The organism is Hymenobacter seoulensis, from assembly GCF_054780535.1.
On sequence record NZ_BAAGWD010000007.1, the window covers coordinates 16,605 to 42,862 of the forward strand.

Consider the following 26,258-nt stretch of genomic DNA (forward strand, 5'->3'; position numbering starts at 1 on the left):
ACGAGGCAGCTGGACAGGTTTGTACGGGCAGCCCTTTAGGGTGTTGTTAAACAGCTAGGGGAAAACCTCCGACTCGGGAGCCAAGCCGCTTTAGTGTTGCTGATAAGGCTCAAGTGCATCGTAAGAGTAGCGATTGCTGGTAGTTTTACACGCCCCTTAAAGCCATCGCAATAGAATGGCAAAAACGAACATTAAGGCTATCGTTTTGCCTACGCGCCAGATAATACTTTGTAAGCCAAGGCGCTAAGCATAAAAATAAAGCCGTTGCGCGCCCAGGTCGGAGGTTTTCCCCTAGCTGTTTAACAACACCCCTTATGCTGCTGCACGGCCTGCGCACCCGAAACCTGCGCGAAATCATAGGGCAATTGCCCCGCATCGTGTTTGGCTTTCTGGGCTCGCTAGTCGGGCAAGTGCCTACGGGCAATACCGGGGGTGCCAACGTCAAAGCCGAGCAGCCCATGCCCGTTCCGGCCGACCTGCAGCATCTGTTGACCCAATACACTTAGCCTAAAGGCATGCGTTAGCGCAAAAGCCCCTTGCGGTTTGTGCCCCATCTAATCAAGGGGCGAATGGTAGTCCATGAAAGCTCTACCTTGCTGACATGAAGCAACTCCTACTTTTTCAGCTGCAGGTACTTGATGCGCCCGTGGGTGTGCAGATGGCCGTGCAGCAGGGGAATGGAGAACTGATTTTGCCGGTGGTGTGGACCCCGGAGCGGCTCGTCTTCGAGGTTTCGTTGACGGTTAGCTTTCCTAAGGGCGAAGTGCAGCCCCGGCTCACCGGACCGGGGGTGCAAGGCCCGGTAAGCGGACGGTTTCTTTACGTGAATGCGGGCACCTCCGCTGGTCAGGTCAATTCGTGCTGGACGCGCCGGGCGAAAGTTCCGTTGCCTACGCTCACGCCCGAGATGCTGGAGCAAACCTTGAGCAGCCCCGGACTTGTCCTGCAGGCTTCCATCCACGGACAAGCCCGGGATGGCGGCCCGGCGTGCGCCAGCGTGCGATTGCTGGGCAACGGCTGGGTTCTTGCGCCGGCGTTTGCCCGCTAGTCCGGGCCGCTTAACCGCAGCAGCCTTTCGGGCCGGCGGTTTGGATGGGCGGGCAGGGCACGGTGCCGTAGGAGCAGTACACGCAGCAGTCGCCGGCCAGGGGCTTAAGCACCGTGTGGCAGCTGGTGCATTCGTAAAACCACTGGCAGGCGTCGGTCGGCATCTGCTCGGCCTGCGCGTGCTGGCACACCGGGCAAGTCAGCACCGAAGTCAGCGTCACGGTGGGCGCGGGGGTAGAAGGCGTTATTGGAATCATGGAAAGGCGCTTAACGGGTGGCGGAAGGATTCAGCACCGAATAACCCGTGCCGTTGATGGTTTTCTCGACCTTGGCTGCCGGGGTTACGGCCGCATTGAAGCGGACCTGGGCAGTGCCCTGCTCGTAGGACACTTGCACACTTTGCACTCCCGGCAGCTGCTGCACGTCGTGCTCGACGTGGCGGGCGCAGGCCTCGCAGGTCATGCCGCCGATGCGGTAGGAACTGGTTTGCAGCACCGGGGCCGCGCTGGTGGCCACCACGGGCTGGGGAGCTGCCGATGGGTAGAACCGCGCTCCGTAGTAGGGAAAGGCCAGCAGCAGCGCGGCCAGCACGGTGATTGTAGCCAGAAAGCCTCGCGACTGCATCAGCGAAGGCTTGGCCGGCACGGGGCAGCCGCAGTCATCGGCTGCCGTGGGCGCGGGTCGCAGGTGCTGAAACCAAGCGAAGCCCAGCACGCCAACGGTCAGGGCAATGAGATAGGGGCGCAACGGTTCCAGCCAGGCAAACGTGCTGGCCACGCCGCCCAGCCCGCCCACAATGGCCAGCAGCGGGGTAATGCAGCACAGCGAAGCGGCGAGGGCGGCCAGCAGGCCCGTGCCGGCCAGGGACTTGGTGGGAGTAGCGGGTGTGGAATTCATCGGGCAGGTGTGAGGGAAGCAGAGGTGGATGCCGGAGTCAGCAGCGGCTGCAGCACGGACAAATGCGCCGCCGACAGCGAGTAAAATACCGTTTGCCCTACTTTGCGGGCCTGTATCACCCCCCCGTCCTTGAGCTTGCGCAGGTGCTGGGAGATGGCCGACACGTTCATCTGCAGCACGTCGGCTAAGTCACACACGCACAGCTGCTGCTTGTCCAGCAGCAGAAACAGCATTTTCAGGCGTACCTCGTTGCCGGCCAGTGCCAACACGGCTGCCAGTGACTGCAGCTCCGGCTCGGCGGCGGCCAAGCGGTGTTTGCTCTGTTCAATGTGGGCAGTATCAGCAAAAACCCGAATGCAAGTAGGTGAGGTCATAACCTGAATTTCAACAAAGGTAGTGTTTTCTTATTTAAGCAAACGCTAAAATACGTCTCCCTTATCGTCCCGCCAATAAGTTTATGCCGGTTAATCTATCGACTGGTTCAGCCCATTATGACATTAACCCAATGGTAGATGGGACGGTACCCCACGTTTATAAAAGCTTTATTGGAAGCGGGATTGGTGATATCTGAGAGCAAACCGCAAACCTCAGCCCTGTGCTGCAACAGCCCGTTGGTCACTGTCCTCAGCAGCAAGGAAGCATACCCTTTATTCCGGTGTTCCGGCAGCGTGTACAAGCTGCCCAGCAGGGGGTTATTAAACTCCTCGGTTTCCATCACCTGCAGCATGCAGCAGACCTCGCCTTGACTTTTGACCACGAACAAGCCATTATTCTCAATTCCGTACAGCACCTGCCCAAACGCCTTGTCCTCATCCCGGGAAGGCTTGTCGGGATATTCGTCCGCATCAAACGCTAGCGTCATTTCAGTCAGCGCATGCACGTCCTCCAAGCTGCCATTTTCAACGCTGGCATTAGGTACATGGCTTTTGCCCAACACTTCATCACATTGGTAGACGAGCCGTTCCTTGAACACCCGCCACTGGCAGTCGTGCCTTTGCAGTAGCTCAACAATCAAGTCGCGCTGCCCTAGAAACTGAAAGTCCTGCTTGCAGTTGCCAACATCTACCTGCGCAGCCAATAAGTCCAGCATCGGGGCCGTCCACCCAAAGCTGAACAGATAATAACTACCCGTGACGTGCAGGGCTATTATTTGGTGGCCGTCTTCGTCCACGATGTTGTAAGCGTTGAAAACGCCTGATTCCTTGCTTCGCAGCCGGGGTAGCAGCTTAAACACGTGGAAGTAGACGTAAAAGTGCGCTTCCAGATGCTTTTGGTTATGGTCCAGGAAGTCTTGAAAGTGCGTAAACGTTAAAAGCTTTGCCATTTGAAAGAGTATGGGTGTTTTGGGCCAGCACGCGTTGCTGCCGGCCTGAATGCTACTCTGGCGTTTCGAGCTGCATCCAGGTACGGCGAGTGCCACAGGCGGTGCATTCCATCAGCAACTCCGTGGCGTGAGCATAGCGCTCCAGCACCTCTACATGGGCGTGTAGCGTTTCCTGCCGGCAAGTGGCACAGGGCAGCAACTCGGTTGCCTCCAGCTGTTCCTGCAAAAACTCAAGTTCATCGTCCTTCATCAGTGGCAAGGTAGCAGTTGGCCGCAGTCAATTGTGGCTTATCCGCTCTTCGCTTGGCTTTCCCGGATGGTTAAGGCCTCTTTGGCCTGGGCTAAGTTGAAAAGGTACTGCCGGGCCAGCGCAGGATTTTCCCGGTGGGCCCATGCCCGGGCCCGACGTGCTTTCTCAACCGGCCCTTCGGGCAGGCGCGCGGGTACTGGCTCGGGCCAATGGCAAGCGCCCTGCCGAAAGAATTCTTCGATTGCTGCCAGCAGCGTAAGCGTGCGCTCCGCTTGCTGGGGCCACTGGTCCAGCAATTGTTCCAGCTCCCAGCTGGCCGCTTCGTACTCGGCTTCTATGTATAAATCCATGGGTCTGGTTTGGGATTACGTGCGGAGATGGCGGGTGCTTACCGTTCCGGGCCTTCATGTTCACGGCCGGGCGGCGGTAGCGAGGCGATGCGCTGTGCTTCCTGCAAACTGCGCCCAGCCCCCCGCAGGGTGGCGGCATCGTCGGCCAATGCCGGTATCTTTTCGGCTCTGGTCAATGCCTCGGCCACTGCCTGTAGGTTAGCCCCGCCCAGGTAAGATGATTTCTCCACGGCCTTGGCGGCCCGCGACAAGGAATCCGCCGGCCCGGGGTAGCCCTGTTCTTCCAACCCTTCCACCAACTGTTTGGCGGCCTGCACAAAAGCGGCTGTTCCCGCGGGCGCTGAGCTGGTAACCGGTAAAGCCGGCGTGGAAGCAACTTCCTTACTTGGCACCGGGGGCTGCATAACTGCCAGCGCAGCCCCAAAACGGGCAGCCTCGCGTTTGGACTCCGGGTCCTGAAAGCGTTTATCCTGCACTACCTCCTGTAGCAGTTGTTGCAGGCCGGCTCCGTGCTGGACCACGCCGGCCTGCGGGTTGCGGTCGATGTCGAGCACCTGGCTCAGCAAGGCGTCCGCGCGCTGGTTGCGCCGGTAGTCCACGCCGGCCACCAGCTGCTGCAGGGCCGGGGTGGCGGCCACCAGTTCGCGCAGCTGCTCTATCTGCCGGACCGCGGGGGTCGGTCCGTCGGGCAGGGGGCGGACCTGACTGGAGTGGCGGGCCAACTCGGCTTCCGGCCCGGGCAGGGGCGTGGTGTTGCGGGCAAACAAGTCACGTAGGGCCTGCAAGTCCTTCTCGCGGTGAAGCGCCCCGTGCATACTCACAATACCCTGGTCCCGGGCTGGGTTAAGTTTTTCGTGCTCCTGGGCAAAGTCAACCCGGTAGCCCGCCTGCTGCGCCAGCTCACTGAATGCGGCCTGAAGCGTGCGCCCGTTGCCCTCGCGGAAGGCGTGCACGTGGTTGTAGTGGTCAAAGTAGTAGGCCGCCCGCTCGGCAAACGCGGCCGGGGTGGGCAAGCCCTTGAGGTTGTTTTCCTGCTTGAGTTGCTCACCCAGCGCGTTCAAACGCTCGTCAATACGCTCATAAGGCGCGAAGTGCATGGGCCGCTCGATACCCGGCAGGTCGGCCGCCTTGACTCCTTGAAAAGTACCCTCCCGGCGGGTCTGGCCGGCCCACTCAAATGTGTCCTGGAAAAGGTACTGGTGCGTCGCGCGCAGCCGCGCGGCATCAAAGCTGTCGCCTTGCGGGCCGCGGCCGGCGGCCAACTCCGCGAGCCGGCGCAGGGAAAGGCGCTTGGTTTCCCGGTCCAGCTCGTCAGCATCGGTGAGGCCGAGCCGGTTGTGGAAAACGCCGGTTTCCGGATTGGTGAAGCGGTCAGTCATAAACGTGCAGTACCCGGCGCTCGGTAACCGAATAACGCCGGGGGCAAAACCGCGCGGCGCTGGTGGCCGGGCTGAGGTGTTGCGAAAGAGAATTACTTGCTTGCCGCGGCGGCAGGCGCCTGGCTCGCGATGAGCTGAGCGCGGTATTCGTCGTGGCGCGCCCCCACGTAATCCAAGTCAACCAGCCCATCTATATACTGCTCGTGGAGCGCGGCCTGCCACTCCGGCACTTCATAGGGACCCTGGCTGCGGGTGATGCCCAGCGACTGGCTAATGATGAACTGCCGCTGCTCGCGGGTCTGCTCGCGGGGGCCAAACTGCGGGGTCGGATAGGCGGGCGTTTCCATCATGCAAAATACGTAAATGGGAGGAACTAGAGGCATTTAATTAACAAAAAACCGGCCCTGAAGGTGCCTCAAATACCGCCTAAAGCATGGGCTCATTGTCCGGCATCTGGCCCGGCTTGAGGGTGTTGGCGTACTGCCCGACGATGCCGGCCACGTCCTCGCGTATCAGGGCAAAGTTGGCCTGAATGACGGCCTGCAGGGCGCCGACCGCCTCGGCTGCGGGCTGGCTCCCGGCCTGCCGCGCCGCCCGGCGCTGGCTCAGCCAGTCCTGGCTGGGCTCCTTCCCTGCCGGCGACGCTTCCAGTACCGGCGCCGGCCCGCCCTCGAACGTGGCCAAGGGGTGCAGCGGGTAATTGCCTGGCGTGGCCTGACGCGCCACTTTCCCCTGGAAAAAGGGCTGCTCCGTTTCCACGGTCTGCCCGATAAATTCTCCCGTCTCCAGGGTAATGGTGTCCTGCAGGCGCACGAGGTTGCGTTCCTGCCAACTCACGCTCTGGTTGCTGCTGCTGCCCGCGCCGCGGGCGCCGCCGCTCTGGCTGCGGCCCAGGCTGGCCGATACCATCTCCCGGTCTTCCTTGCCCACAAGCTCAGACACGAACTTGGCTGTCTCTAGCGAATTGACCTTGCCGAAAAACTGATTGTTAAGGTTGCTCACCATCACCTGCATCTTCTCCCGGCCATAAGCGTCAATCATCTGGCTCAGGTCCTGGGTCATGTAAATCATGGCCACCTTGTTGCTGCGCGCCGTGGCCGGTATCACCTCCAGGTTGGGCACGTAGATGGTAGCGGCCTCGTCGAGGAACACGTAGCTCGGGTGCTTGTGCTGCTGGTTCATTAGCTTCAGGGCCACTGCTACGATGCAGCTGATGACCGGCGAGAAGGTTTCCTTGAGTGTGGGGTCGTTGCCTACCACTAGTACCTTGGGGGCTTTCTTGTCGTTCAGCTCCAGGCTGAACCCCTCCCCTCTCGCCTCGTCCGGCGTGAGCACCCAGGCAATTTCCGGTGAGTTAATGCGGGTGAGCACAATCTGCAGCGAGGCAATGACGCCGGCCACCTGCTTCTCGGCCCGCTGCTTGACGGCCGTGGTGATGGAGCGCACCATGTCCCCGCACTCGGGGTCCGAGTCGAGCATGCTCAGCACGTGGGTAAAGTCCGGGTGCAGGGCCGTGTTCACCACGTGGGGCAGGGTGCAGAACGTGGGAAAGTTCTTCTTGTAAAACCAGATGATGGCCGTCAGGAAGGCGTTGGCGCTGGTGTCAAAGAAGTCCATCTTTTTGATGCTCTCCGGGTTCAGGTTGGCCATGATGGCGCGGGCGTACTCGTTGGCATAAGCCACCACCGGCATCTTGTCGGCCCGTAGCGGGTTCACTCGCTCGCTGCGTTCCAGGTCTTTAAAGTTGATGATGTGCAGCTGCACTTGAGCGGGCTCCTTCCCTGCCGCCCTGGCTTTGGCATCGGCCAGCACAAAAGCCTTCTGCGCGGCTTCGGCCAGCACCGGAAACTTAAAGTCGTAGATGAGGCCGGCAAAGCCCTTCTGCGTGAACTGCTCAATCAAAGGTTCCCCGATGGAATACGACTTACCTGCCCCGGCGCCGCCCAGCACCAGCGTGCCCCGAAACGGGTTGGGAATGTTAATCCAGCCCCCATCGGTCGTGGCCAAGCTAAAGCCGTGCTCCGACTGCTGCTGCTGGCGCTCGGTGCGCAGCCCAAACCGCTCGGTCTTGTGCAGGGCCCGCACCACACCCGCAACCAGGCCCGCGCCCAGAACCAGCCCGGCGGCCGTGGGATAGAGCCAGGCAATGATGCCCGCCGAAAACGGGGCCAGGGCCAGCAGCAGCGTCCCACTGAGTGAGCCCACCCCCGCAGCCGCCAGCTGCACGCGCCGCAGCTGCAGCTGTGTGGGCTGCCAGCGCCGCTGCCCGGGCCGGGCGGGGGGCATTTTCAGCAGCAAGGCCAGCAGCCCCCCTCCTACCAGCACCGCACCGCGAACCAGAAGGCCGTAGCGCCGGTAGAAGCTCCCCAGCCCGCCCAGCAGACGGGTGGTAATTGAGGTGCCTAAGCCCGCTTTCGGGCCCGCAGCGGACGTGGCCCCCGCCACTAGGTCCGGGTGGGTCAGAAAGTAGTACTCGCCGCCGGCCAGCACCATCAGGAGAAAGGTCAGGCCGACGTAAAAGCCGGTCAGGCGTTGGTTGCCCGGCTGCCGGGGGGCGCTCATCATGCTCATGCAGAGTTTAGCTAAAGAGTAGGGTTTGATTGAATCACAGTTCGGCTTCCCACTGTCCGCGCCGACGCGGCTCGCCAATGTCCTCGGTTATCACGTGCTCGGGGCCTCTGTTGGCGCGCAGGACTTGCTGCAGGCTGTGCAGGGCCTGCCGCACCTGGTGCCCGGTATTGGCGCGGGCCGGCTCCTCACGCCCCGTGGCCAGCAGGTGGTAGGCGTTGTCCAGCGGCTGCCCCTGCCGGGCCCGGTCTTCCAGCCGGCGCAGCCGGTCGTAGAAAATGGGGTCGTAGCCCCGGGCCTGCGCGATGCGCTGCACCCGCTCCGCCTCCAAGCGCTGGCTCGGGTCCGCCTGCCGGTTTATTTGCTCGACGCGCTCCGCAATCCGCGCGTTGCGTTTCGGGTTAAGCGCAGAAACGGTGGGGGCCTGCTTTCGTTTTGGGGCCGGGCCCTGGTACTGAAACTGGCGCTCGAATTGCACCCGGGCCTCCTCCTGCCAATCGCGCAGACTGAACCGGCTTACGCGCCCGCCGGGGTTGAGCGTGATGCGCCGATTTCGGTCCCGGGCCGAGACCACCACGTGGATATGCGCCTGCAGGCCGGGGCGCGGCTGCCCCGCTCTGGCATCCCCTTCCTTCACGGCCGGGTCGGTGCCACGGTGGGTGCGCTCCTGGTGAATGATGGCGCCCCATACCAGTTCGTCCTTCCCCACCGCCCCGCCGTCTTTCAGACGAAAGCCCGCCGCGTAGGCCGCCATCACCTCCCGGGTGTAGGCGCGCAGCTTCGCCTCATCACCGCCCCCGATGTGCGCCAGCTCTTCCGGGCTGGGACTCAACACTAGGGAATAGAACTTGGCCTCGTTGGCCCGCAGCCCCTTCACGTTGTTATCGAGCGCCGCCAGTACGGATTCCCGGTCCAGTGCCTCCCGCTGCCCGTCAAAGAACTGCGCTTCCTGGCCGTTTTGCCGGGCCTCGTGGGTCAGGTAATTCAAGGCCTGCGCCGCACTGCCTTGGTTATTATAGGCTTTCTTGCCGCTGGCTTTGGGGTTAATTAGCTTGGCGTGCATGGCATTATTTCCCGTTACCAGGCTGTTTATTCAGCGACTTAATGTTCAAGGCCGCCATCCCGGCGGCAGTAGCCTCCGCAATACGTTCCTGATTTTTGCGCTGGATTTTATGCAAAGCCTCCCCTCCTTCCGGGGCCAACAAATTCTCCACAACTCGCAGCGTTTGCTCCTGCACGGCCTGTTGTCGCAGCTGGGAACGCACCATTTCCAGCAGCAAGCCCCGCTCCTGCTCCTGTAGGTAAGAGAATACCCGGTCGCCTAATCGCTTCACTTCCGCCATGATGAGCTGCCCTTCCCGGGCCTGGGCTTCCACCGGGTTCAGGCTCCTTTCTGCGAAGTAGCGAATGGCCGCGTCGGCGTATTCCGTGCGGGTCAGGCCCAGCCGGGCTGACTCCGCTCCTACCAGCCGGTGCGCCGGGCCGCTGACCGTGAGGTGCTTCACGGCCGGGCCAGTGCTTGCCGCTGACAACGATGGTGATTTTTGGTCCTGCATAGCTAATTTTTAACCGGTAGCTACTGTCTGTTAAGACTTTAGAGCTTCATTTTATGCTTTATCAACTCTGTTGATAAATAACTACCCCTTAATCAGCGCGTTAGCGCAATTAAAGGGTAGTCTTCTTGCTAACTACCCGCTAACTCTCCGGCTACCTTTCTCATTAGCAGTTGCTAGGCTAGGTGCCAGCTGACTAGGCCTGTTTTTGCTATTGCGGCCTCCCACGGTAGGCCGTGGTGATTCTTCTTTAGGTTGGAGCATGCTGTTCTGCTGGTGAGAGATTAAGTCTGCTGCTTGTTCGATATGCCCTGCCGCACCGGTGATGTGCAGTTAGAAGGTGATGACGCCTTTTTATTATTTCCTAGGAAACAAGGAAAATAGGAACTCCAACCTTGCATCCCTGTCGCTTTACGCCCCGTATGCGGGTTTGTTTCTTAGGATTTTAGGAAATAAGTTTCTTAAGAGCTTTTGATAAATGTTTACTGAGAAGTTGGTAAACAATGTTTTTTGTTTTCTTATTTTCATGTTTTCTGGAAAATAAGTAAGTTAAGAAGTTGAGCATTTTATTTACCAGTAAAATTTCTGCTTTATTTTTCAGGAAACAAAAAAACAAGTTTACAAGTAAGTTTGAAAACTGAGAAATAAGCTGCTTATTTTGCAACCTGCCTGCGCCCGTTGCGGCTTTACCCGTTAGTTCCCTCGTTTTATGAAAATCATCTGCGTTGCCAACCAGAAGGGTGGCATTGGTAAGAGTACCCTCATCACCGTGCTGGCCGGCGCGCTCTCGGCCGACTATGGCTACCGCGTGCTCGTGGTCGATGCCGACTCCCAGCAAACCCTGGCCGGGGTGCGCCTGACCAACGACCAGCCCAGCGTAGAGCAGGAACGCCTAGCCGGCACGCTCGCCGAGCCAGCCTTTCCCTACGCGCTGGAGTCCGTGGGCATGGGCCAGGTGTATGACCGGCTCGACGAAGTCAGCGACGACTACGACGTGGTGTTCATCGACGTGCCCGGCCGCTCGGATGACACGGCCATGATTGATGTGCTCAGCGGCGCCAACGTAGTGCTCGTGCCCGTAGGCGCCTCGGACGCCGAGCGCCTGGCCACCATATCTTTCATGCAGCTGTTGCAGGAGATTTCCCGGCTCTCGCGGGAGCAGGGGCTGGACTTCCAGTTCTTCGGCGTGCACTCGCATCGTACCAACCTGAAAGAGGAAAAGGACATGGACGAATTCACCGACGCCCTGGGCCTCCCACGCCTGCTGGCGTCGCTGCGCCAGCTCGGCTGCTACAAGCGCCTGTCCACCCGCTACAGCTACCTCAACCCCGCCTACCGCCGGGCGGTGGGGGCCGATGCTTCCGTGGAAGCGGAAGTACGCGCCCTGTGCGACGAACTCATTGCCCGCGCTCAACTCACCTCTGAACTCGTAGCGTAATGGCCAAGATTCAACGCCTGAAAATCTCCACGGACGAGAAGATGTCCATGCTGCGCGGGCAGCCCGGCCACATGCCGGCCGCCCCAGCTACCCTGGAGCCCACGGCCGCAGCCCCAGCACCCGTGGCGGCACCAGCACCCGTGGCGGCACCAGCACCAGTAGTTGTTCCACCGGTAGCCGCCGGAGCTGAAGTTCCCGCGGCACCGACGCCAGCACTTCAGCCAGCCGACCGGCCACAGCTAGTCGCGGTAACCCCGGCACCCAAGAAGGGGAGGGGCCGCCCGCCGAAGGTGCAGGCAACGGCCCCGGTGGAAGGCAGCTCCTCGGGGCTGCAGCCCTCCCTGATTCGCCTGGAAGGGGAAACCCAACGGGCGGCCCTTGCTTACATCCATGAGGAACTGATGCATCACAGCCGACGGGTGTATTTGAAAGAGCTGGTCGACGAAGCGGTTAACTATTACCTGCAGCACGGTCCGCCCGCCAAAGGCCGGTAGGGGAAGAGTGAACCATCAAGCGGCCAGCTACCAGCGCAGCTGCGAGCTCACTTCGGTGAAGGCGTCCTGCGCTTCCAGCTGCTCCTTTACCTCTTCGTACGTGCCTACCCGCAGGGCAGCCACAAACTGCTGGGCGCCGCTAAGCATGCGGATGTACAGGCTTGAGTCCGATTGCCGGCTCAGGCGGCGCAGCGCATCCAGGTAGGCTTCCCGGGCCCGGGTGGTGACGATAATCCGGCACTGGCCGGCGCTGACCAGCTCGGCGTTCATCATCAGACGGGCCAGGCGGCCGTTGCCGTCGTCGAAGGGGTGCACCTCGCTGATTAAAAACATCATGAACATGGCCCGGGCCAACGGGTCCGTCAGGCCCTGGTACAGGGCAAAGCCCTCGTGTAGGGTGCCGCGCACCAGCTCGGGCTCCACGAAGTTGGTCAGGCCGGCCTGGTTGGCGTATTCCTTCCACTGACCGGGCCGCTTGTCGGGCCGCGCCTGCATGAGCTGGCCGTGGCGCCGCTGCAGCAGGGCCAGCAGCTCTTCCGCCGAGCGGGGCACGACGCGCATCTCGGCCGGGTTGCTGCAGAGCTGGTACGTGCTCAGCACGTCGTGCGAATCGGCGTGCCGCCCGCCCACGGCCTGGCCCGTTTCCACCATCCGGTGCGCCTCGTCCACCTGGAAGACCGTGCCCTCAATGAAGTTGGAGAAGTACGCCTCGAAAAACGCCACCGTGTAATACGCCGGGGCCCCAGGAGCCGGGTCTACGCGTTCCGGCAGGGCCGTGGTGCGCAGCGCCCCCGCGAGCGTGGTAAACAAGGCCACCCGGCCGGCATCGAAGGGCAGCCCCATGGCCCGGGCCCGCGCAACCGGCGAGGAAAGCACTTTAATCGAGTGGGTGGTGAGCAGGGCGCCCACAATGCGCTGCAGCGCGGCCAGCTCATCGGGCCAGTTCAGGGCCGTGGCCACGTCGCGGGCCTGGTCGCGCAGGGCATTCAACCCGGCTTCGCCCCGCACGCGCAGCACCATCTCCAGCCGCTCTTCCACCGTCTCGATGGGCAGGGCCTTGCTGACGCCCCCCTTGCGGACGCGGGCCGGCTGCAGGTTCTCCAGCAACCCCCGGGCTTCCGACGCGAAAAGGATGTCGCCTCCCCCAAAGGGGGCGTCGCCGGGCTGGGGCCCGGGCCCTTCGAGCAGGTGCACCGTCAGGCCAGGCAGTTCAACATTGCGCGTGTATTTATACGTTAGAAACAGGTGTCCCTCGCTGGAGGGCTGGCCTTCGAGCTGGGAGCGGTGGCTAATAATGGCCCCCGGAAAAAGATGCTGGACAATCGGCAGCCAGTTCTTGCGCACCAATACGGCCGGGGGCGTGCTCAAATCCGGCGAGTAGATACGCGGCGCTACTTCGCGCAGCTCTTCCCGCTGACGCGCCTGCCGAATCCGGCGGTTTAGCGCCGGGTCCGACGTGCCAAATACCAGTAACGGCCACTGTACATTTTTTTCCATTAAGGAGCTGCCGCAGGCTGATGGTGTTAATTATTTGCTGTTAAAGCGACAATTTCGGCTTTTATTTTTGATTAACGAATATTTGGCACGAGAACTTGGCAGACACTTAGGCAAGCTGCGCCACGCATGTGCCCTTGGATACCAGCCAGGATTTATCGGATATTCCATGCGGCGCAGTTGGGCAAAGCGGCGGCGCTCAGACCGAGCTGGTAAGTAGTCAGGGGATTAAGCGTGGCGCGCAGCCGGGCGGCACCTTTTGGGTCAGCCTGCTGCTCTAGCACAGCCCCCAGTATGGCGCGGGCACGGGGCGGGGCCTGGCGGAGGGCCAGTTCCACGAGGCGGCGCCGCCGGGCAGGAGAGAGGCCTTTCACAAAGCGCTGCACGCGGGCCAACACCTCGTCGGGCCGGGCATCGGGAATGCGGCGCAAATCGCGCAGCACTTCCAGCCACTGCAGCAGCGGCACGTCGCTGGCCTGCTCCGGCGCCGGGCGCACAACAAAGGCCACGCGCGGGGGCCGGTTGCGCCGCAGCTTGGGAGAGGCAACCACCACTTCGGCCGGCACCTGGGTGGTCAGGCCAAGCTGGTTGTAGAGGGCGGCGCCCACCGGATAAGCCGAAACAACGCCTTCTCCGGCGGTTAGCGTCCGCAGTACGGCCCCTTCGGACGGCTGCAGCGCGCCAAACCGGCTGGTCTTGGGCCGGTAGTACTGGCCCTTGGCATAGCGCCTGACCACGCCTTCCCGACTCAGGCGACTCAGCGCCGCCGCGACGGCCCCGAAAGTAGCCGGGTCAGGACTCAAATCCGTATACGTCAGCAGCTCGCCCGGCTCAAAAGCCTGGACTTGCTGGCGGACGCGCTGCATAATGGAACCGGTCATGGCAGCAGGAATAACAAAGGCAAAAGTACGCAAAAGTGTCAAGTTTTTACATGTAAAAACTTGACACTTTTCACGTCCGGCTGGTTCCGGCAGGTAGGCCCGCCGCAGGGGCCTGCACCTCGGCTAGGACCACGGCGATAATATCCTGCACGGGCTCATTGAGCAAGTCGGCCACGCGCAGCAGCTCGGCAATGGTGAGGGTGGAGGGGTCGGCCTCGCGCTGCTTGATGGTGCGGTAGGTCATGCGCAGGTGTTCCATCAGCTCGCGCTCGGTGAAGGTGTAGCGCCCGTGCCGCAGCAGGTCGCGGAAACTGCGGGGCGGCACTTGAGTTGGGGCGGGCTGTGGGGGAGGGGAGGAGGGCATAAAACGGTAGGGTAGCGTTGGGACGGAAAGACGGGAACAGGGCGGCGGTACCCCACTGCCCCCGGCCCTGCCGATGGAATCAGCACTCATCGGGCGAGCAGGGGTGCGCATGCTGGCGCGCCTCCTCGGCCAGCGTGTGGTCTTCCCACGCGGCCACGCACTGCATGATATTGGTCAGCCAGCGGCCCAGGCGGGCGGGGTTGGTTTCGGCCAGAATCCGGCCGGTAGCCGTGCGGCGCTGCTCATCGGTAAAGGCGGGGTGCTCCAGCAGCCGGGTCAGCTCGATGCGCTGCGTGGCCACGACGACCGTGGTCAGGGAGGGCAGCGTTTCCTGCCCCAACACCACCAGCGGCAACGAAGGGAGGGCCGGGCGGGGCGGCACCGGGCCGGCATTCAAAGGGCGGGCATCCTCCTCGCTGGTTGCCAGTTCTACCGACGCGGCGGGGCTGGCAGGGGTCGGCTGCGGGTCGGGCTCAGCATCGTCTGCGCCCGTGGTACCGAGGATAAACTCGGCGGCGCGTTGGGCCCGGCTGGCAGCTTGCACCACCAGCTTTTTATCCCCGCGCAGCTGCTCCAGCCAAAACTGCAGATAAGCGGCCGTGTTCTCCAGCGTCGCGCTGGGGTCTAGACCTGCATGGCCACACAGAAAAGCGGCACCCATCTCGGCGGTCAGCTCCTCGCGGGCGTAGCCGGCGCGGCCACTCGGACGCAATGCTTCGGCTAAGTCAGAACGGTCCAAACGGCTGGCGTGGCCGGTGGCGTGGGTCAGCTCGTGAAACAGGGTTGAATAGTAAGCCTCCCCACTGGTGAAGGTTTCCGGGCGGGGCACTTGCACCAAGTCGGGACCGGGAGTATAAGAGGCCTGCGCGCCGCCGTGCTCGATGCGAGGACACGTCGCCCAACCGGCTACCAAGGCTTCGGCCGCGGCCAGGGGCTCGTGCGCCCGGTCCTGGGGCTGCTCGGGCAGGACGATGTCCACACCTTCCACGTCGTCCACTGAGAACACCGTGAAGTACTTGATAAAGGGCATTTTCTCTTCTTCGCCGGTTTGCTTGTCGGTGCGGGTCGTGACGTTGTAGTAAATCACGGGCATGCCCTTGGCACCCTTGCGGATGTTGCCGCCCAGCTCCTTGGCCTGCCGGAATGTGAGAAAGAACGGCGTGCCGCCGACCAGGTGCAGCAGAAAGGCATTGATGCCGGTGTAAGCCCGGCCGCTCACGTAGTTGCGGGGCAGACCGTAGGCCGCGTGCCAGGGCTTGCGCCAGGCAATCTGACCGGCTTCGAGGGCCTCAATTACCCGGTCGGTTACAAGCTGGTACACATCGGGGCGGGCAGTGTTTTGAACGGCGGGGCGGGCTTGCTTTTTCATCGCTGAGTAAGGGCTAAGTGACTGTTTCTAAAACCGTTTCCTTACTTATTAAACGCATTTTTAGCGTCATTTGTTGCTTTTTTAACAACAATTATTGATTTATTTGCCCTTCGTAAAACATTTCTCCCCCACTGCCCCTTGGCGTCTGAACTACCCTGGGTAGTGGTCGCATCTGTAACCTGGGGACGGTGGAATGGCGCTTCCCCGAGCGTTTGCTTAGGAGACCGGCGGTTAGGGTTTAAAACGAAAACGCCCGATTGGATAACCAACCGGGCGTTTCAGCGAGCCGAGCCGCGACCTACTGCGCGGGGCCAAATTGCTGCTTGAGAAATTTGAGCAGGCTTTGGCGGGAAGCTTCCCCAATTTGAATCAGGGGGGCGCCGTCGTTAAGGTAAAACAGGATGGGGTTGGCCTTGGTAACGGCCTCGGACCAGGCCTCGGCCGACAGGGTCGATGGTAGTTGCAGCAGGGGTTGGTATTCGTCCCGGATAAGCTGTAAAATCAGGCCTTTCATGGCCGGGCAGAAGTTGGAAAATGGCCGGTGACCGGTAGATATCATAACGGAGGGTACTAGCGTGGAAGGGAATACAAAGAGGGTCCCGGCTCGCCCGCACTAGCGGGGGCCGAAAAAAACAGCCCCATCCGCCGGCTATAAGCAAGCCGCGGGCAGCCGCAGAGTTGCGGTGGGGCGTTTACCAGGAAGTTGGATTAGCCTCGATGTGGACCCACAAACAGGGCCGGACGCTCGGAAATAGGCAGCGGCCGCAGAGCAGCGGGTGCCAGGGTCTGGTCTGCTAAGAGCAGGCCAAACGGAGCATGGAAAGAAGTGGGGCCTGTTTTTGCCAGCATGGTGGGCAGCTTGCTATTCCTGCAAAACTAAAGAATCAACGCACATGTTCGGGCGCCTGGCCTTGGAATCAGCCGGCTTTTACCGCTCGGGACCGGCGTTGCGCTCGGTCAGGTTGCTGGCCGTAACGCCGCTCGGTGCCAGGCGCTGCCGCTCGGCTCGGTCAGCCGCGTGCTCGTGCAGATGGGCGCCGGGCTGGCGGGCCACGTCATCGAGCGCGGCACTTACCCGCGCCAGGTTCGGCTGGTCGAGCCGGTAGCTGACCTCGATTTCGCTGTGGCGCTGGTGAGTGGCCGTGTCGGTAGCGCTGCGCAGCGAGCCGGTGTTCAGGCCCGCGGCGCGCAGCTGCTCTGCTACGGCTTCGGCCTGACCGGTTGCCCCCGGCCGCGGCTCGGGCTCGTCGATGCGAATGATGGCCGTTTTCGTTACCGATTGCTGCTCCGGGAGCGCCGCGGCCAGTTGGCGGCGCTCGGCCTGCTCTTGTACGGGTTCCTGGAGCGCTACGAGCGGCGACTTATCCAGCGCATCGAGTGTCTGGCTGAGTTGACGCAGGCCGCCGGGGGTACCATGGGGATGGTAGCGGACGTCGAGCTCACTGCGCAGCTGGCCACTGGCGGGGTCCGTTTCCGCGCGCAACTCCACTTGCGCCCCGGCTTTGCGCAGCAGCTCCCGCATCTGCTGGGCCTGGCTGGGCGTGGCCTCGTCTGCCGGGGTGGGTTCGTTCACCGTCAGCTGCACGGCCCGCTGCAAGGCTGGGTCGCCGGTGGCCGCGCCGACTACGAGCCCAGCGGCCTGGCGCTGCTGCTCGGCCTCTCGGCGCTGGGCTTCGGGAGATTGAGCGGCCAGCTCACGCTCCGTTTCCCGCTGCTGGGCCTGCTGGCGCTGCTCCTGCTCCTGACGGGCTTTTTCCTGGCGCTGCTGCTCCTTGGCCAGCTCGTCGGCGCGGGCCTGCTGGGCAATCTGCTCCTGGCTGAGGCCCTGGCTTAACAGCTCCAGGTCACGGTTAAAGTCCTTGCTGATGGCGTACTCGGTGCGAAGGAAGTTCTCGGGCTGCCGGCCGGGCTCCTGGGGCTGACGCTCCAGCTGCTCGCGCTGCGTTTCGCGCTGGGCGTGCAGGGTACGGACCAGGTCTTCGAGGGCGTGGCTGTCGGCGTTGGGCACGACCAGGCGCACGACGGTTTCCTGCCGGGTGGCCCGCTGCACTTCCAGGGCCACGGCATCGTCCGCCGCCGGCCGTAGCTGCTGTACCTGCGCGGTGAGCTGGCTCAACTGCTCGGTGCCCTCGGCGCGGCTGGCGTGGTGATACTCCACGCGCAGGGCGGTGTGGTACTTGCCGGCGGCCGTGGCGTGCCACTCCACCGGGCGCGGGGCCTCGTCGTAGGCCACCTGGCCGTCGGCTACTTCGCGGGCCCGCCGCGGCACCTGCAGCTCGTTGAGGTAATTGATGTTGAAGCGCCGGCCGGCGGCGTCGTTATCGTTGGCCAGCACCACTTCCCGGGGCTCCTGCTTGTCGATGAGCTTTTGAATCAGCTCCACCTGCCGCTCGGTGACGGTGCCGCTGGTGGCCACGTACAGCGTGTTGGGCTGCCCTTGGGCGCCGCGGTGGTGCAGCTGGTGGTAGCTCATGGCATCCACGGGGCTCTCCGACACCACCAGCCGCTGCACCGGCGTGTCTTTGCCCTCGGTGGGATGCGACACCCACACCCCGGTTTTGGGCAGCTGCAGCAGGTGCTTGTACTCGTTGTTGCGCTGCTCCACGGTGGCAATGCCGTGCTCGTTGTAGAGCGGAAAAGCCGTGTTGCGGAAATTGCCCTGCTGACTGGTGAACACCCGCCCTTGAAAGGCGGGGCTGTCGATGGTCTCGTCCGATAAATGCCGCTGGTGCAGGTAGCTGCGGTCCGTCAGCGACGCATGGGTGCCCATCACCGCCGCGACGAGGCGGGCCCGGCGCTCGGCCTCCGATTCCATCTCGGCCGGTCCGGTGTGCGTGGGCGCATACGCCACCGGGGTGGGCAGTGGGGGAGAAGTGGCCGCCTGCCAGCCTTGCTCGGGCTCGCCCAGGTACTGGCGCAGGGTTTGGCGTACCTGGCCCAGCGTCTGGTTTTCGCGGGTTTTTACGAAGTCGATAATGGAGCCCGAATCCCGGTCGTCGCCGGGGTTCAGGTACACCTGGTGGTCGCCCTTGCGGGAAACGATGAGCATCTCGCCGTCCTTTTCCAGCTGGTGCCAGTGGCCGCGGGGGCCAGCCTTTTTCACGTCGTAGCCGTGGCGCCGGGTGGCGTAGTCTACCAAGTCGATGGATTGCTTGAAGCGGTCGAGCTCCTGGGGGTCGTTGTCGCGCGGGGGAGGAGTTGCGGGCATAGAAAGGGAAAGGAAGGGGTACAAACCAGCCGCGCCGCCGGAGTCCGGGGCGGGAATAAGAGCCAGAAGACTGGCCGGAAGGCAACAGGGGAGGGGCGGCTAGCTGACTAGCTGCTCGTGGGCGGCCAGCTGCTCGCGCAGGGTCGCGAGCAGGGCGGCGTCAGCAAAGAGGTAGTGCTCGCAGAGCTGGCCGTTCACGTACAGGCGCACCAGCTCGGTCTCGAAGCCGAACACGCGCAGGTGCTTCTGCACCAGACGGTACTCTTCGCGCTGCAGGCTGCCGGTTTTCAGGCCCACGCTGGTTGTGTAGGGAAAGCCAAAGGCGGTGCAGGTGGACCGCAGGCCCCCGTGGGGCAGGCTGCGCAGTCGCAGCTGCACGTAGCGCCGGGCCTCGTCATAGGCTATGGCCAGGGCCGGATTAGGCAGCTGGGGGCCCAGAGCGGCCGGGGTAGTCGCAGGTTTGCTGGCCGGGCGGCGGGAAGCAACGGAAGCAGGCATAGGGAAAAGAGCAACGTGGAGCGGTTAGGCTCCAGGGCCTTTCCGCTAGTTAGGGGATGAAGTGGTAGGTGGCGCCGGGGCGTCGAAGGGTGGGTTGTCGAAGAGGTTGAGTTCGGCCTTGAAGCGGGTCAGGCTGTCGGGCGAGGTGAACAGGAAAAAGTGGCGGCGCGACTGGTGCACGATGATGCGCAGCAGCTCAGTGGGAAACTGGAAGTGAGTCATCAGCCGCTGCAAGAGCACGGCCTGGGTTTCCTCCTCCAGCTTTTTGATTTCAATCAGCCGGGCGTAGTTGAACTTGTGCTGCTGGGCCCAGGGCTTGAGCTGCCCGTGCAATAGCGTGTTGAGGCGGTGGCGGATGTAGCGCAGAACGGTGGCATAGGAAACGATGAGCGCGGGGTCAGGAAAGCCCGCATTGACCGGCTCTACTGGGGTGGTAGCCGGGGGAGTGGGAATAGAAGTGTTCATGCAGCAGCAATTGGAGGGCGCGCAAGGTAGCAAACCAGCCGGCCGTCTGCACTACCGCACTTGCTGCGGGCATTTAACCACGTCGGCTCCGGGGCGAGAACACCCATAAAGCTTCGGCGTAGCTGCTTCAAAACTTCTCCTAAAGCAGAACTTATACGGAAGTGCTCCGTATAGTTGCCGCAATTGCTCATAAAAAACTTCGACCTGTTGCTTGAAACCCATGCTGTGGTTGGTGCTCTTTCTGCTCCTAGTAGCCCTGGGCGGGCTTTGGTGGCGCTACGCTATGCCGGCTGGCGCTGGCAGCGCCCTAGCCCCGCCCGCGCTCGACGGCAACCACGCCTCGCTGCGCACCCGGCACTATCGGCTGGCCGACTTCCAGGATGCGCCGCCGCAAGCACCTCCCGCACCAGCCCCGGCGGCCGATGTGACGGAAACAGAATCGGAAGCAGCCCCAACGGACGCCCCGATGGAAGCGGCCGCGTCAATCACAGATGAAAGTCAGGCCGAAGACCAGGCTCCCGCGGCTACGGCCGAAGCGGGCCTGCTGCCCGAAGGCGCCAAGCACAACTACATCACGGCCCCGGCGCCCACGGCGACCGACGCGCACAACCGCGGCGTGGAGCTGACCGCCGCCGAGCGGCGGGCCAAAATGCGCCTGGTGATGAATGAGGCGCTGGAAAACCAGCGCTCCGCACCCGCCACTGCCTGAGGCGCGCGCCTTTACACTCACCCTATTCACCTTTTCACCCTCCTACTTTTTCCATGCAAACACCCCTGTTCACCTCCCTGCGCCGCGGCGCGACTACTGCCGCCGCCCACGGCCTGAATCTGCTGGCGGCCGGCCAGACCTACCAACCCTCCAAGCTGGAGCAGCGCGGCTACGCGCTGCTGACGGTGCTGGCCCTCTCGACCAGTGCGGCCCGGGCCCAAAGCGCCGAAGCGGCCCTCACGCAGGTTAAGGAAAAGGTGATTGGCATCGTGCAGGTCATTTTCGCCATCATCCTCATCATCGGCCTGATTCGGGTGGTAATGAAGTTTATCCAAGGCTCCCCCGACGCGTTGGGCTCCCTGGGCTGGCTCGTGGGCGGGGTGCTGCTCTGGTTCGGCTTCCAGCTCTTCAAGGACGACCTGGTGAGCGCCGTGGGCGGCAGCGAAGGCGGGGGCTTGACCAACTAAGCCGCTGCCATGCGCTCCTACAAATCCATCGAGCGGCCCGCCCAGGTGCTGGGCATGAACCTGCAGGACCTGGGCCTGCTGGTGGGCCTATTCATCGGCTCCGTGTTGCTGCTGGGCTTTCTGGGCATGGCAGTCAAAATCCCGCGCCTGGTCTACCTGCTGGTCATCCTGTCGGAAATCGGCCTCCTGCTGGGCCTGCGCTACCTCACCCGGACCCAGGCCCCCGGCTTTTTGATGGGGTGGCTCTCCTACACCTTCATTCAGCCCCGCCGCCTGGCGGTGGGGCAATTACCTCTTCCCGCTCATGGCAAAAACACCCAAAACAACCGCGTTTAACGCGGTGATGCCGGTGCATTCCTTTGAAGAAAACAAGGTGGTTTTCAAGGATGGGCGCGTCGCCGTGGGCTTCGTGATTGAGCCGGCCGAAATGGAAAGCTGGACGGTCGAAGACTACGATGCCTTCCAAACGGCGCTGGTGGGCGTGCTGCGGCCCCTGCCGGTGGGCACCATTGTGCAGAAAACCGACATCTACTACGACCGGCCCTACCGCGAGGACAAAACCCAGCAGACCTACTTCGAGGGCAAGATGAACAAGCACTTCTTCGAGCGGCTGGTCTTGTTCCAGAAGTCCTACCTGTTCCTCTCCTTCGCCCCGGTCGCGGTGAAAACCACCCGGACCAATGCCGTCAATGCGCTGGTAGCCCGGGCCGGGGAAGCCATCATCAAGAATCCTTTCGCGCAGCTTGTGCACACGCTGGAGGTAGCCGAAGCTGGCGCCGTGGAATTTACCCAGGGCCTCAAAAACCTGGGTGGCGTGGCGTTTGAGCGCATGAGCAGCCGCGAGATGCACCAACTCTACCTGCAGTACTTCAACCTGAACTTCGACGGCCAGCCCACCCGGCAGGAGCGCGAAATCGGCAACGACCTGGGCACGCTCAGCGTCGGCGAGCAAAAGGTCAACATCCTCTCCATGGTGGGGCAGGGCAGCGAGGCCCACGCGGCGGTCAAAAACAGCTACGGGGTCACCGCGCCCATGCTCTACCCGCTCACCCACGTTTTGCAGTGCCCCCACGTGCTCACCCAGGGCCTGCTCGTGCAGGACACACGCTCTGAATTAAGCTCGCTCGATACCGACCGCAAGCTCAATGCCTCGCTCTCGTTTCTCTCCACCCAGGACAATGCGCTGCGGGCCGCCGAAGTCGAGGAGTTCACGGCCGAGGTGCGGGCCGAGAACAAGCAGATTGTGGGTCTGCACCTTTCCCTACTGCTGTGGGATACCAACGACAACAGCCGGCGCGAAAACATCGAAAAGGCCACAGCGGCGTTTCGATACATGTTCGGCACGGAAAGCGTGGTGGAAAGCTACCTGGCTTTGCCCGTGTTCTTCGGGCTGCTGCCGGGTAACGCTTACCAGGTACCGGACCGCTGGCTCACCAGTACTGCCGACCGGGGCGCCTGCTACACCCACTGGACGGCCACCTACCGAACCGACCCGGTGGGGGAGTACCTGACCGACCGGTTCCGCAACCTGGTGCAGGTAAACCTGTTCAACACGGCCCTGGACAACCAGAACGCCATTGTCATCGGCCCCTCGGGCTCGGGCAAGAGCTACACCTTCGGCAACCTGATTGTGCAGCGCTTCGAAAAGGGCGCCCGCCAGATTATTATGGATGTGGGCGGCACTTACCGCAACGTGCTGCAGTCGCTCAACGGAGAGGACTTCGACAACACCTACTTCGAGTACGACCCGCAGCGGCCCATCGAGTTCAACCCCTTCATCGTGCCCCGCGACGCGTCGGGCAAGTGGCTCTACAACGACGAGAAAACCAACTTCCATCTGGCTTTGCTGGCCGCGCTCTGGAAGGGCGGCAAGGATACCGGCCTCGATAAGTCGGAACGGACCATTCTGAGCCGCTTTCTGATTGAGTACTACACCTGCCTCAATGAGAGTGACCGGCTCAATCAGAAGGACGAGGAGTATCCGGGAATGGAAAGCTTTTATAAGTTCGTCGAGCAGTTTGACCACGAAATGCAGAAGCCCGTGGCCCAGCCCGGCGAGGGGGTGGAGCCCGACCCGCTGGACGGCGCCCGCCGGCAGTACCAGAAAAACCTGAAGTACATCGACATGCACCAGTTCTTCCTGGTGCTGGGCCAGTACATCACCGGCGGCCGCTACGAGCGGGTGCTCAACGCCAAGCGCGACGTGGACTTGAGCGAGTACCGGCTTATCTGCTTTGACCTGGCGAAGGTGCAGGCCGACCCGGATTTGTACCCCGTGGTGGCCATGCTCATCACCGAGCTCTCACTGGACTTGTTCCGCAAGTTCCCCGACGACATCAAGTACATCGCCCTGGACGAGGCCTGGACCATGCTCTCGGGGGTGCTCTCCGAATTCATCGAGTCGATGTACCGCACTATCCGCAAAACCAACGGCTCGGTGACCATCATCACCCAGGGCATCACCGAGATTACCAGCAGCAAGATTGGCCCGGCCATCATCAACAACTCGGCCACCAAGATTATCCTGCGCCACGTCAACCCCGACTCGCTGGCCCAGCTGCAAGCCCCGCTCGGCCTCACCGGCCACGAGATGGATTTGATTAAGTCGGTGCGCTCCACGGACGCGCTGCGCGAAATCTTCATCAAGCAGGGCGCCAAGGGCAAGATATTCGGGGTGGAAGCCTCGCCCCAGCTCGATGCCATTCTCACCTCCAAGCCCGTGGAGCGCAACTACCTCAACAAGCTGGTGAAGTTCTACCAGCAAACCAACCGCAAGCCGGTGCTCGACAAGAGCGGCCGGCTGCAGCTGGACGCCGAGGGCAACCCGCAGTACGAGCCCGTCAAGGTGCAGCGCCTGGACTACGCGGTGGACCAGTTTGTGGAAGATAAACAGGCCCGTACGGGCGTGCTGGCCAAATGAGCGGCCTCTACCTGATGGTCGCCTACGGGGCCGACCCGACGTTTCTGAGCGCCTGTGACCAGACCCTGCAAATCGTGCTGCGCGCCTGCCGCTTCATCACGCCCACCTTCATGCTCATCGCCCTGCTCTACACGGTCGGGCGGGGCTTCCTCTCGGGCCACGGGCTCTCCATGGACTGGGGTCCCATCCTCAAGGCCGTGTGGATATTTTTCCTGCTCTTTTTCTACCAGGAGCTGATTGACACGCTCAGTTCGGGCGTCGCCAATTTCACCCGGCTCTTTGCTACCCCGGACGGCTCGACGGCTGCCTCGGCGCTGGGCGCCACCATCAGCAGCGCCGACACCCTCTCGCAGAAAACGGTGGTCGAGCAAGGGGTGGACGAAATCAGCAACCTGCTCAAAACCATCACCTCGTTCAGCTTAACCAACATTCTGCTGCAGCTGGTGACCGGAGAGGTGGTGCTGTTGATTCGGCAAATCATGCAGTTCATCCAGCAGTTCATCCTCGGGTTCCTGTTTGTCTGCGGCCCCATTTCCATTTGCCTGTCGGTCATTCCTTCGTTCGGCCAGCTGGCGATGAAGTGGCTGCAAAACTTCCTGGCCGTGCAGTTCTGGGGGCTGTCGTTTGCCCTGCTGGACCTGCTCTACACCTACTACACGTCCTCCAATACCACGTTCGGCGGGGTGTTCGCGGGGCCGGCAGCCGTCGAGCAAGACACCAAGCAACTGGTGGTGTCGGTCGCCTTCATCATGCTGTACCTCATGGTGCCCTACCTGACCAGCCTCATCATCGGCTCCTCGGCCGCACAAAGCTTCGTGGGCTCGGTGGTGGGCATGGCCGCTTCGGCGGCCGCGGCGGGCGCCGGCGTCTCGGCCGGCATGAACGGCGGCGGCCACGGCGTATCCGGCGCCATCGGCCGGGCCATGGGCGGCGGCAGCAAAGCGGCGGGCGGCGGCGGTGATGGTGGTGGCAGCTCTGGCGGCGGAACACCGGCTCCAAGTGGCGGCAGCTCGGCTTCAGCGGGCCTGCCCACCATCACCATGTCGGACGCGCTGAACCCTTCCTACCGGCAACGCCCCTCCGGGCTGTGGACGGTTTAACCAATCCTTCTTTTCCGATGAACCATTCAACCCGTTACCTGGCCCTGCTCGCCCTGGGCCTGGCCAGCGCCTGCCAATCCCAGGAGGAAAAGGCGGCCGCGCAACTTGTCGACGCGCTGCAAACCAGCGCCAGCAGCCCCGCTGAGCAAGCCAAAGCGGACGCCTGGAAAGCCGCCACTACCCTGCCTCCGGCCCTGCCGGCGTCGGCAGTGAACGTGGAGCCCGGGGTAGCCCAGATGCTGCCCGAAGAAGGCTATCTGGAGCTGGTTTCGGTCACCAGCCAGGTCCCGATTGCGGCCATCCTCGCCCTGCCCGCCGGCTTGCGCAGCGCCCAGCGGGGCTACCCCAAAGTAGGGCCGGGCTACCGCATCCCCTTTGCGGCCGTGCTGCGCTGGAAGCCCATGGGCTTTGGCAAGAGCAAGCCCGGCATCGGCAAGCTGCAACTGCCTTCTGCCCGGGATTCGCTGCGCGGCTTTTTTATCAGCGACATCGACCGGGGCGGCCAAGTGGTGCCGATGCGGCCCGCGCAGCGCGTCACGGTTCAGGGGGTGCTCTATGCCTATGCCAGCCCGGATGGCGGTAAAGACGCCGGCCTACTAACCTACCCCTACCGCGGGCTACAAATCTCCCTGCCCCTGGCCAAATAAGGGGCCGTGGGGATGAAAATCCCGGCTTCCTACATCCCCTCTTGATGACTTAACCCGCATTTGCAATGGATTCTGCCAAAAACCTAAGTACCTCTTTTTCCACCATGCGCAACCTCGCCATGGGGAGCGTGCTGGCCCTGCTGCTCGTGGCCCTCGCCGCCGGCTTTCTGGTGTACCGCGCCTACGAGAACAGCGGCCGCCGCGTGTACGTGGTCGGCCAGACCGGCTCGGTGGCCGCGCTGTCGGCGCCCACCACCGAAACGCACACTGCCTACGAGGCCCGCAACCTGGTGCGCAACTTCATGCTGACCATGTTCGGGCACGACCAGTACACCTACAAAACCAACCTGGATGCCGCCCTGCCGCTCATCGAAGGCCGCGGGGGCCGGCGCATCTACGACGGGTTCACCCGCGGGCAGGTGCTGCAGAACTACGAGCGCTACGCCGCCCGCAACGTGGTGACGGTGGACAGCGTGAGCGTGGACATGAACCACCGGCCCTGGTCGGGACGGGTGTACATCAAGCAGCGTATTTTCATCGGGGGCGAGCAGAAAGAGCCCCTGCCGCTGGCCGCCAAGTTCAACCTAGCCGAAACCAACCGCTCGGACGCCAACCCCTACGGCCTGCTGATTACCAACTTCGATTACATCCCCTACAACCCGCAGGTGTCGCGCGAGGAGCTGCAAGCCCTGAAAGAGCAGGAAGCCGACCGGCAGCGGGCCCTGCAGGAAGCCCAGCGCAGCGCGGGGGCAATGGCTCCCGACGCCGGCCTCGCTCCGGTCTCGCCTGTGGCCCCTGGTCAGGCCTCCCCGGTATCGCCCGGCAAATAAGTCTCT

General features: G+C 62.7%; 30 protein-coding genes. 11 read left to right on the plus strand and 19 right to left on the minus strand.

Annotation, left to right across the window (positions count from 1 at the left end; translation table 11 throughout):
- The first annotated feature begins 314 nt into the window (after positions 1-314).
- The gene (locus ACYVHC_RS19635) at positions 315-506 is read left to right on the plus strand and encodes a DUF3703 domain-containing protein (RefSeq protein ID WP_460615508.1); all 192 of its coding nucleotides are present in this window, start codon (positions 315-317) and stop codon (positions 504-506) included.
- Between the two features lie 95 nt (positions 507-601).
- Positions 602-1,048: a DUF5990 family protein gene (locus tag ACYVHC_RS19640; RefSeq protein WP_187317318.1), complete on the plus strand. Its 447-nt coding sequence runs from the start codon at positions 602-604 to the stop codon at positions 1,046-1,048.
- A gap of 10 nt (positions 1,049-1,058) precedes the next feature.
- Here ACYVHC_RS19640 and ACYVHC_RS19645 read toward each other — a convergent pair whose 3' ends face one another.
- The 11 genes from ACYVHC_RS19645 to ACYVHC_RS19695 all read right to left on the minus strand — a co-directional run bounded on the left by ACYVHC_RS19645 (position 1,059) and on the right by ACYVHC_RS19695 (position 9,371).
- Entirely contained in the window at positions 1,059-1,304 is a 246-nt protein-coding gene (locus ACYVHC_RS19645; RefSeq protein WP_187317319.1) for a GDCCVxC domain-containing (seleno)protein, read from the minus strand.
- A gap of 10 nt (positions 1,305-1,314) precedes the next feature.
- The gene (merTP, locus tag ACYVHC_RS19650; protein WP_187317320.1) at positions 1,315-1,944 is read right to left on the minus strand and encodes a mercuric transport protein MerTP; all 630 of its coding nucleotides are present in this window, start codon (positions 1,942-1,944) and stop codon (positions 1,315-1,317) included.
- Complete coding sequence (locus ACYVHC_RS19655) at positions 1,941-2,318, minus strand: ArsR/SmtB family transcription factor (RefSeq protein WP_187317321.1); 378 nt, start codon at positions 2,316-2,318, stop codon at positions 1,941-1,943. Before ACYVHC_RS19655 ends, merTP begins: the two co-directional genes overlap by 4 nt.
- Positions 2,319-2,425: 107 nt before the next feature.
- On the minus strand, positions 2,426-3,268 hold the full coding sequence (locus ACYVHC_RS19660) for a GNAT family N-acetyltransferase (RefSeq protein ID WP_187317322.1): 843 nt from the start codon (positions 3,266-3,268) through the stop codon (positions 2,426-2,428).
- A 52-nt stretch (positions 3,269-3,320) separates the two neighbouring features.
- Complete coding sequence (locus tag ACYVHC_RS19665; protein WP_187317323.1) at positions 3,321-3,518, minus strand: hypothetical protein; 198 nt, start codon at positions 3,516-3,518, stop codon at positions 3,321-3,323.
- 38 nt (positions 3,519-3,556) lie between these two features.
- The gene (locus ACYVHC_RS19670; protein ID WP_187317324.1) at positions 3,557-3,868 is read right to left on the minus strand and encodes a hypothetical protein; all 312 of its coding nucleotides are present in this window, start codon (positions 3,866-3,868) and stop codon (positions 3,557-3,559) included.
- Between the two features lie 38 nt (positions 3,869-3,906).
- Positions 3,907-5,247, minus strand: coding sequence for a Fic/DOC family protein (locus ACYVHC_RS19675; protein WP_187317325.1), 1,341 nt, complete (start codon positions 5,245-5,247; stop codon positions 3,907-3,909).
- A gap of 92 nt (positions 5,248-5,339) precedes the next feature.
- Positions 5,340-5,630 (minus strand): hypothetical protein, encoded by a 291-nt coding sequence (locus ACYVHC_RS19680; RefSeq protein WP_187317326.1) that lies wholly within the window; start codon positions 5,628-5,630, stop codon positions 5,340-5,342.
- Positions 5,631-5,673: 43 nt separating this feature from the next.
- Entirely contained in the window at positions 5,674-7,812 is a 2,139-nt protein-coding gene (locus ACYVHC_RS19685; protein WP_187317327.1) for a TraM recognition domain-containing protein, read from the minus strand.
- Positions 7,813-7,852: 40 nt separating this feature from the next.
- Positions 7,853-8,878: a DUF5712 family protein gene (locus ACYVHC_RS19690; protein ID WP_460615509.1), complete on the minus strand. Its 1,026-nt coding sequence runs from the start codon at positions 8,876-8,878 to the stop codon at positions 7,853-7,855.
- A 4-nt stretch (positions 8,879-8,882) separates the two neighbouring features.
- A complete protein-coding gene (locus tag ACYVHC_RS19695) occupies positions 8,883-9,371 on the minus strand; it encodes a hypothetical protein (RefSeq protein ID WP_460615510.1) in 489 nt (162 codons plus the stop codon).
- 706 nt (positions 9,372-10,077) lie between these two features.
- On the opposite strand from ACYVHC_RS19695, the gene ACYVHC_RS19700 reads away from it, so the two are divergent.
- Together ACYVHC_RS19700 and ACYVHC_RS19705 are read left to right on the plus strand one after the other, a co-directional pair.
- Positions 10,078-10,806 (plus strand): ParA family protein, encoded by a 729-nt coding sequence (locus tag ACYVHC_RS19700; protein ID WP_196956838.1) that lies wholly within the window; start codon positions 10,078-10,080, stop codon positions 10,804-10,806.
- The gene (locus ACYVHC_RS19705; protein ID WP_196956837.1) at positions 10,806-11,300 is read left to right on the plus strand and encodes a hypothetical protein; all 495 of its coding nucleotides are present in this window, start codon (positions 10,806-10,808) and stop codon (positions 11,298-11,300) included. Before ACYVHC_RS19700 ends, ACYVHC_RS19705 begins: the two co-directional genes overlap by 1 nt.
- Before the next feature lie 27 nt (positions 11,301-11,327).
- Here ACYVHC_RS19705 and ACYVHC_RS19710 read toward each other — a convergent pair whose 3' ends face one another.
- The 8 genes from ACYVHC_RS19710 to ACYVHC_RS19745 all read right to left on the minus strand — a co-directional run bounded on the left by ACYVHC_RS19710 (position 11,328) and on the right by ACYVHC_RS19745 (position 19,579).
- Positions 11,328-12,797, minus strand: a complete 1,470-nt coding sequence (locus ACYVHC_RS19710; RefSeq protein ID WP_460615511.1) for a Fic family protein — start codon at positions 12,795-12,797, stop codon at positions 11,328-11,330.
- Positions 12,798-12,949: 152 nt separating this feature from the next.
- A complete protein-coding gene (locus ACYVHC_RS19715; RefSeq protein WP_196956835.1) occupies positions 12,950-13,675 on the minus strand; it encodes a DUF6088 family protein in 726 nt (241 codons plus the stop codon).
- Between the two features lie 70 nt (positions 13,676-13,745).
- Entirely contained in the window at positions 13,746-14,039 is a 294-nt protein-coding gene (locus ACYVHC_RS19720) for a hypothetical protein (RefSeq protein ID WP_196956834.1), read from the minus strand.
- Positions 14,040-14,118: 79 nt separating this feature from the next.
- A complete protein-coding gene (locus ACYVHC_RS19725; protein ID WP_460615512.1) occupies positions 14,119-15,408 on the minus strand; it encodes an ArdC family protein in 1,290 nt (429 codons plus the stop codon).
- Between the two features lie 298 nt (positions 15,409-15,706).
- Complete coding sequence (locus ACYVHC_RS19730; RefSeq protein ID WP_187317333.1) at positions 15,707-15,967, minus strand: hypothetical protein; 261 nt, start codon at positions 15,965-15,967, stop codon at positions 15,707-15,709.
- Between the two features lie 369 nt (positions 15,968-16,336).
- Positions 16,337-18,616 (minus strand): toprim domain-containing protein, encoded by a 2,280-nt coding sequence (locus ACYVHC_RS19735; RefSeq protein ID WP_196956831.1) that lies wholly within the window; start codon positions 18,614-18,616, stop codon positions 16,337-16,339.
- A gap of 99 nt (positions 18,617-18,715) precedes the next feature.
- The gene (locus ACYVHC_RS19740) at positions 18,716-19,114 is read right to left on the minus strand and encodes a hypothetical protein (RefSeq protein ID WP_196956830.1); all 399 of its coding nucleotides are present in this window, start codon (positions 19,112-19,114) and stop codon (positions 18,716-18,718) included.
- 45 nt (positions 19,115-19,159) lie between these two features.
- Positions 19,160-19,579 (minus strand): hypothetical protein, encoded by a 420-nt coding sequence (locus ACYVHC_RS19745; RefSeq protein WP_196956829.1) that lies wholly within the window; start codon positions 19,577-19,579, stop codon positions 19,160-19,162.
- A 211-nt stretch (positions 19,580-19,790) separates the two neighbouring features.
- Between ACYVHC_RS19745 and ACYVHC_RS19750 the strand changes: the two genes are divergently transcribed.
- From ACYVHC_RS19750 to ACYVHC_RS19780, 7 genes are all read left to right on the plus strand, one after another.
- Positions 19,791-20,288: a hypothetical protein gene (locus tag ACYVHC_RS19750; protein WP_231403228.1), complete on the plus strand. Its 498-nt coding sequence runs from the start codon at positions 19,791-19,793 to the stop codon at positions 20,286-20,288.
- Between the two features lie 53 nt (positions 20,289-20,341).
- Entirely contained in the window at positions 20,342-20,755 is a 414-nt protein-coding gene (locus ACYVHC_RS19755) for a hypothetical protein (protein ID WP_196956827.1), read from the plus strand.
- A gap of 9 nt (positions 20,756-20,764) precedes the next feature.
- Positions 20,765-21,091, plus strand: a complete 327-nt coding sequence (locus tag ACYVHC_RS19760; RefSeq protein ID WP_187317339.1) for a hypothetical protein — start codon at positions 20,765-20,767, stop codon at positions 21,089-21,091.
- The gene (locus ACYVHC_RS19765; protein WP_460615513.1) at positions 21,060-23,675 is read left to right on the plus strand and encodes a VirB4 family type IV secretion system protein; all 2,616 of its coding nucleotides are present in this window, start codon (positions 21,060-21,062) and stop codon (positions 23,673-23,675) included. Before ACYVHC_RS19760 ends, ACYVHC_RS19765 begins: the two co-directional genes overlap by 32 nt.
- Positions 23,672-24,775, plus strand: coding sequence for a hypothetical protein (locus tag ACYVHC_RS19770; RefSeq protein WP_460615514.1), 1,104 nt, complete (start codon positions 23,672-23,674; stop codon positions 24,773-24,775). Before ACYVHC_RS19765 ends, ACYVHC_RS19770 begins: the two co-directional genes overlap by 4 nt.
- A 17-nt stretch (positions 24,776-24,792) precedes the next feature.
- Entirely contained in the window at positions 24,793-25,422 is a 630-nt protein-coding gene (locus ACYVHC_RS19775) for a hypothetical protein (protein WP_187317252.1), read from the plus strand.
- 65 nt (positions 25,423-25,487) lie between these two features.
- Positions 25,488-26,252: a conjugal transfer protein TraK gene (locus ACYVHC_RS19780; RefSeq protein ID WP_187317253.1), complete on the plus strand. Its 765-nt coding sequence runs from the start codon at positions 25,488-25,490 to the stop codon at positions 26,250-26,252.
- Positions 26,253-26,258: the final 6 nt, after the last annotated feature.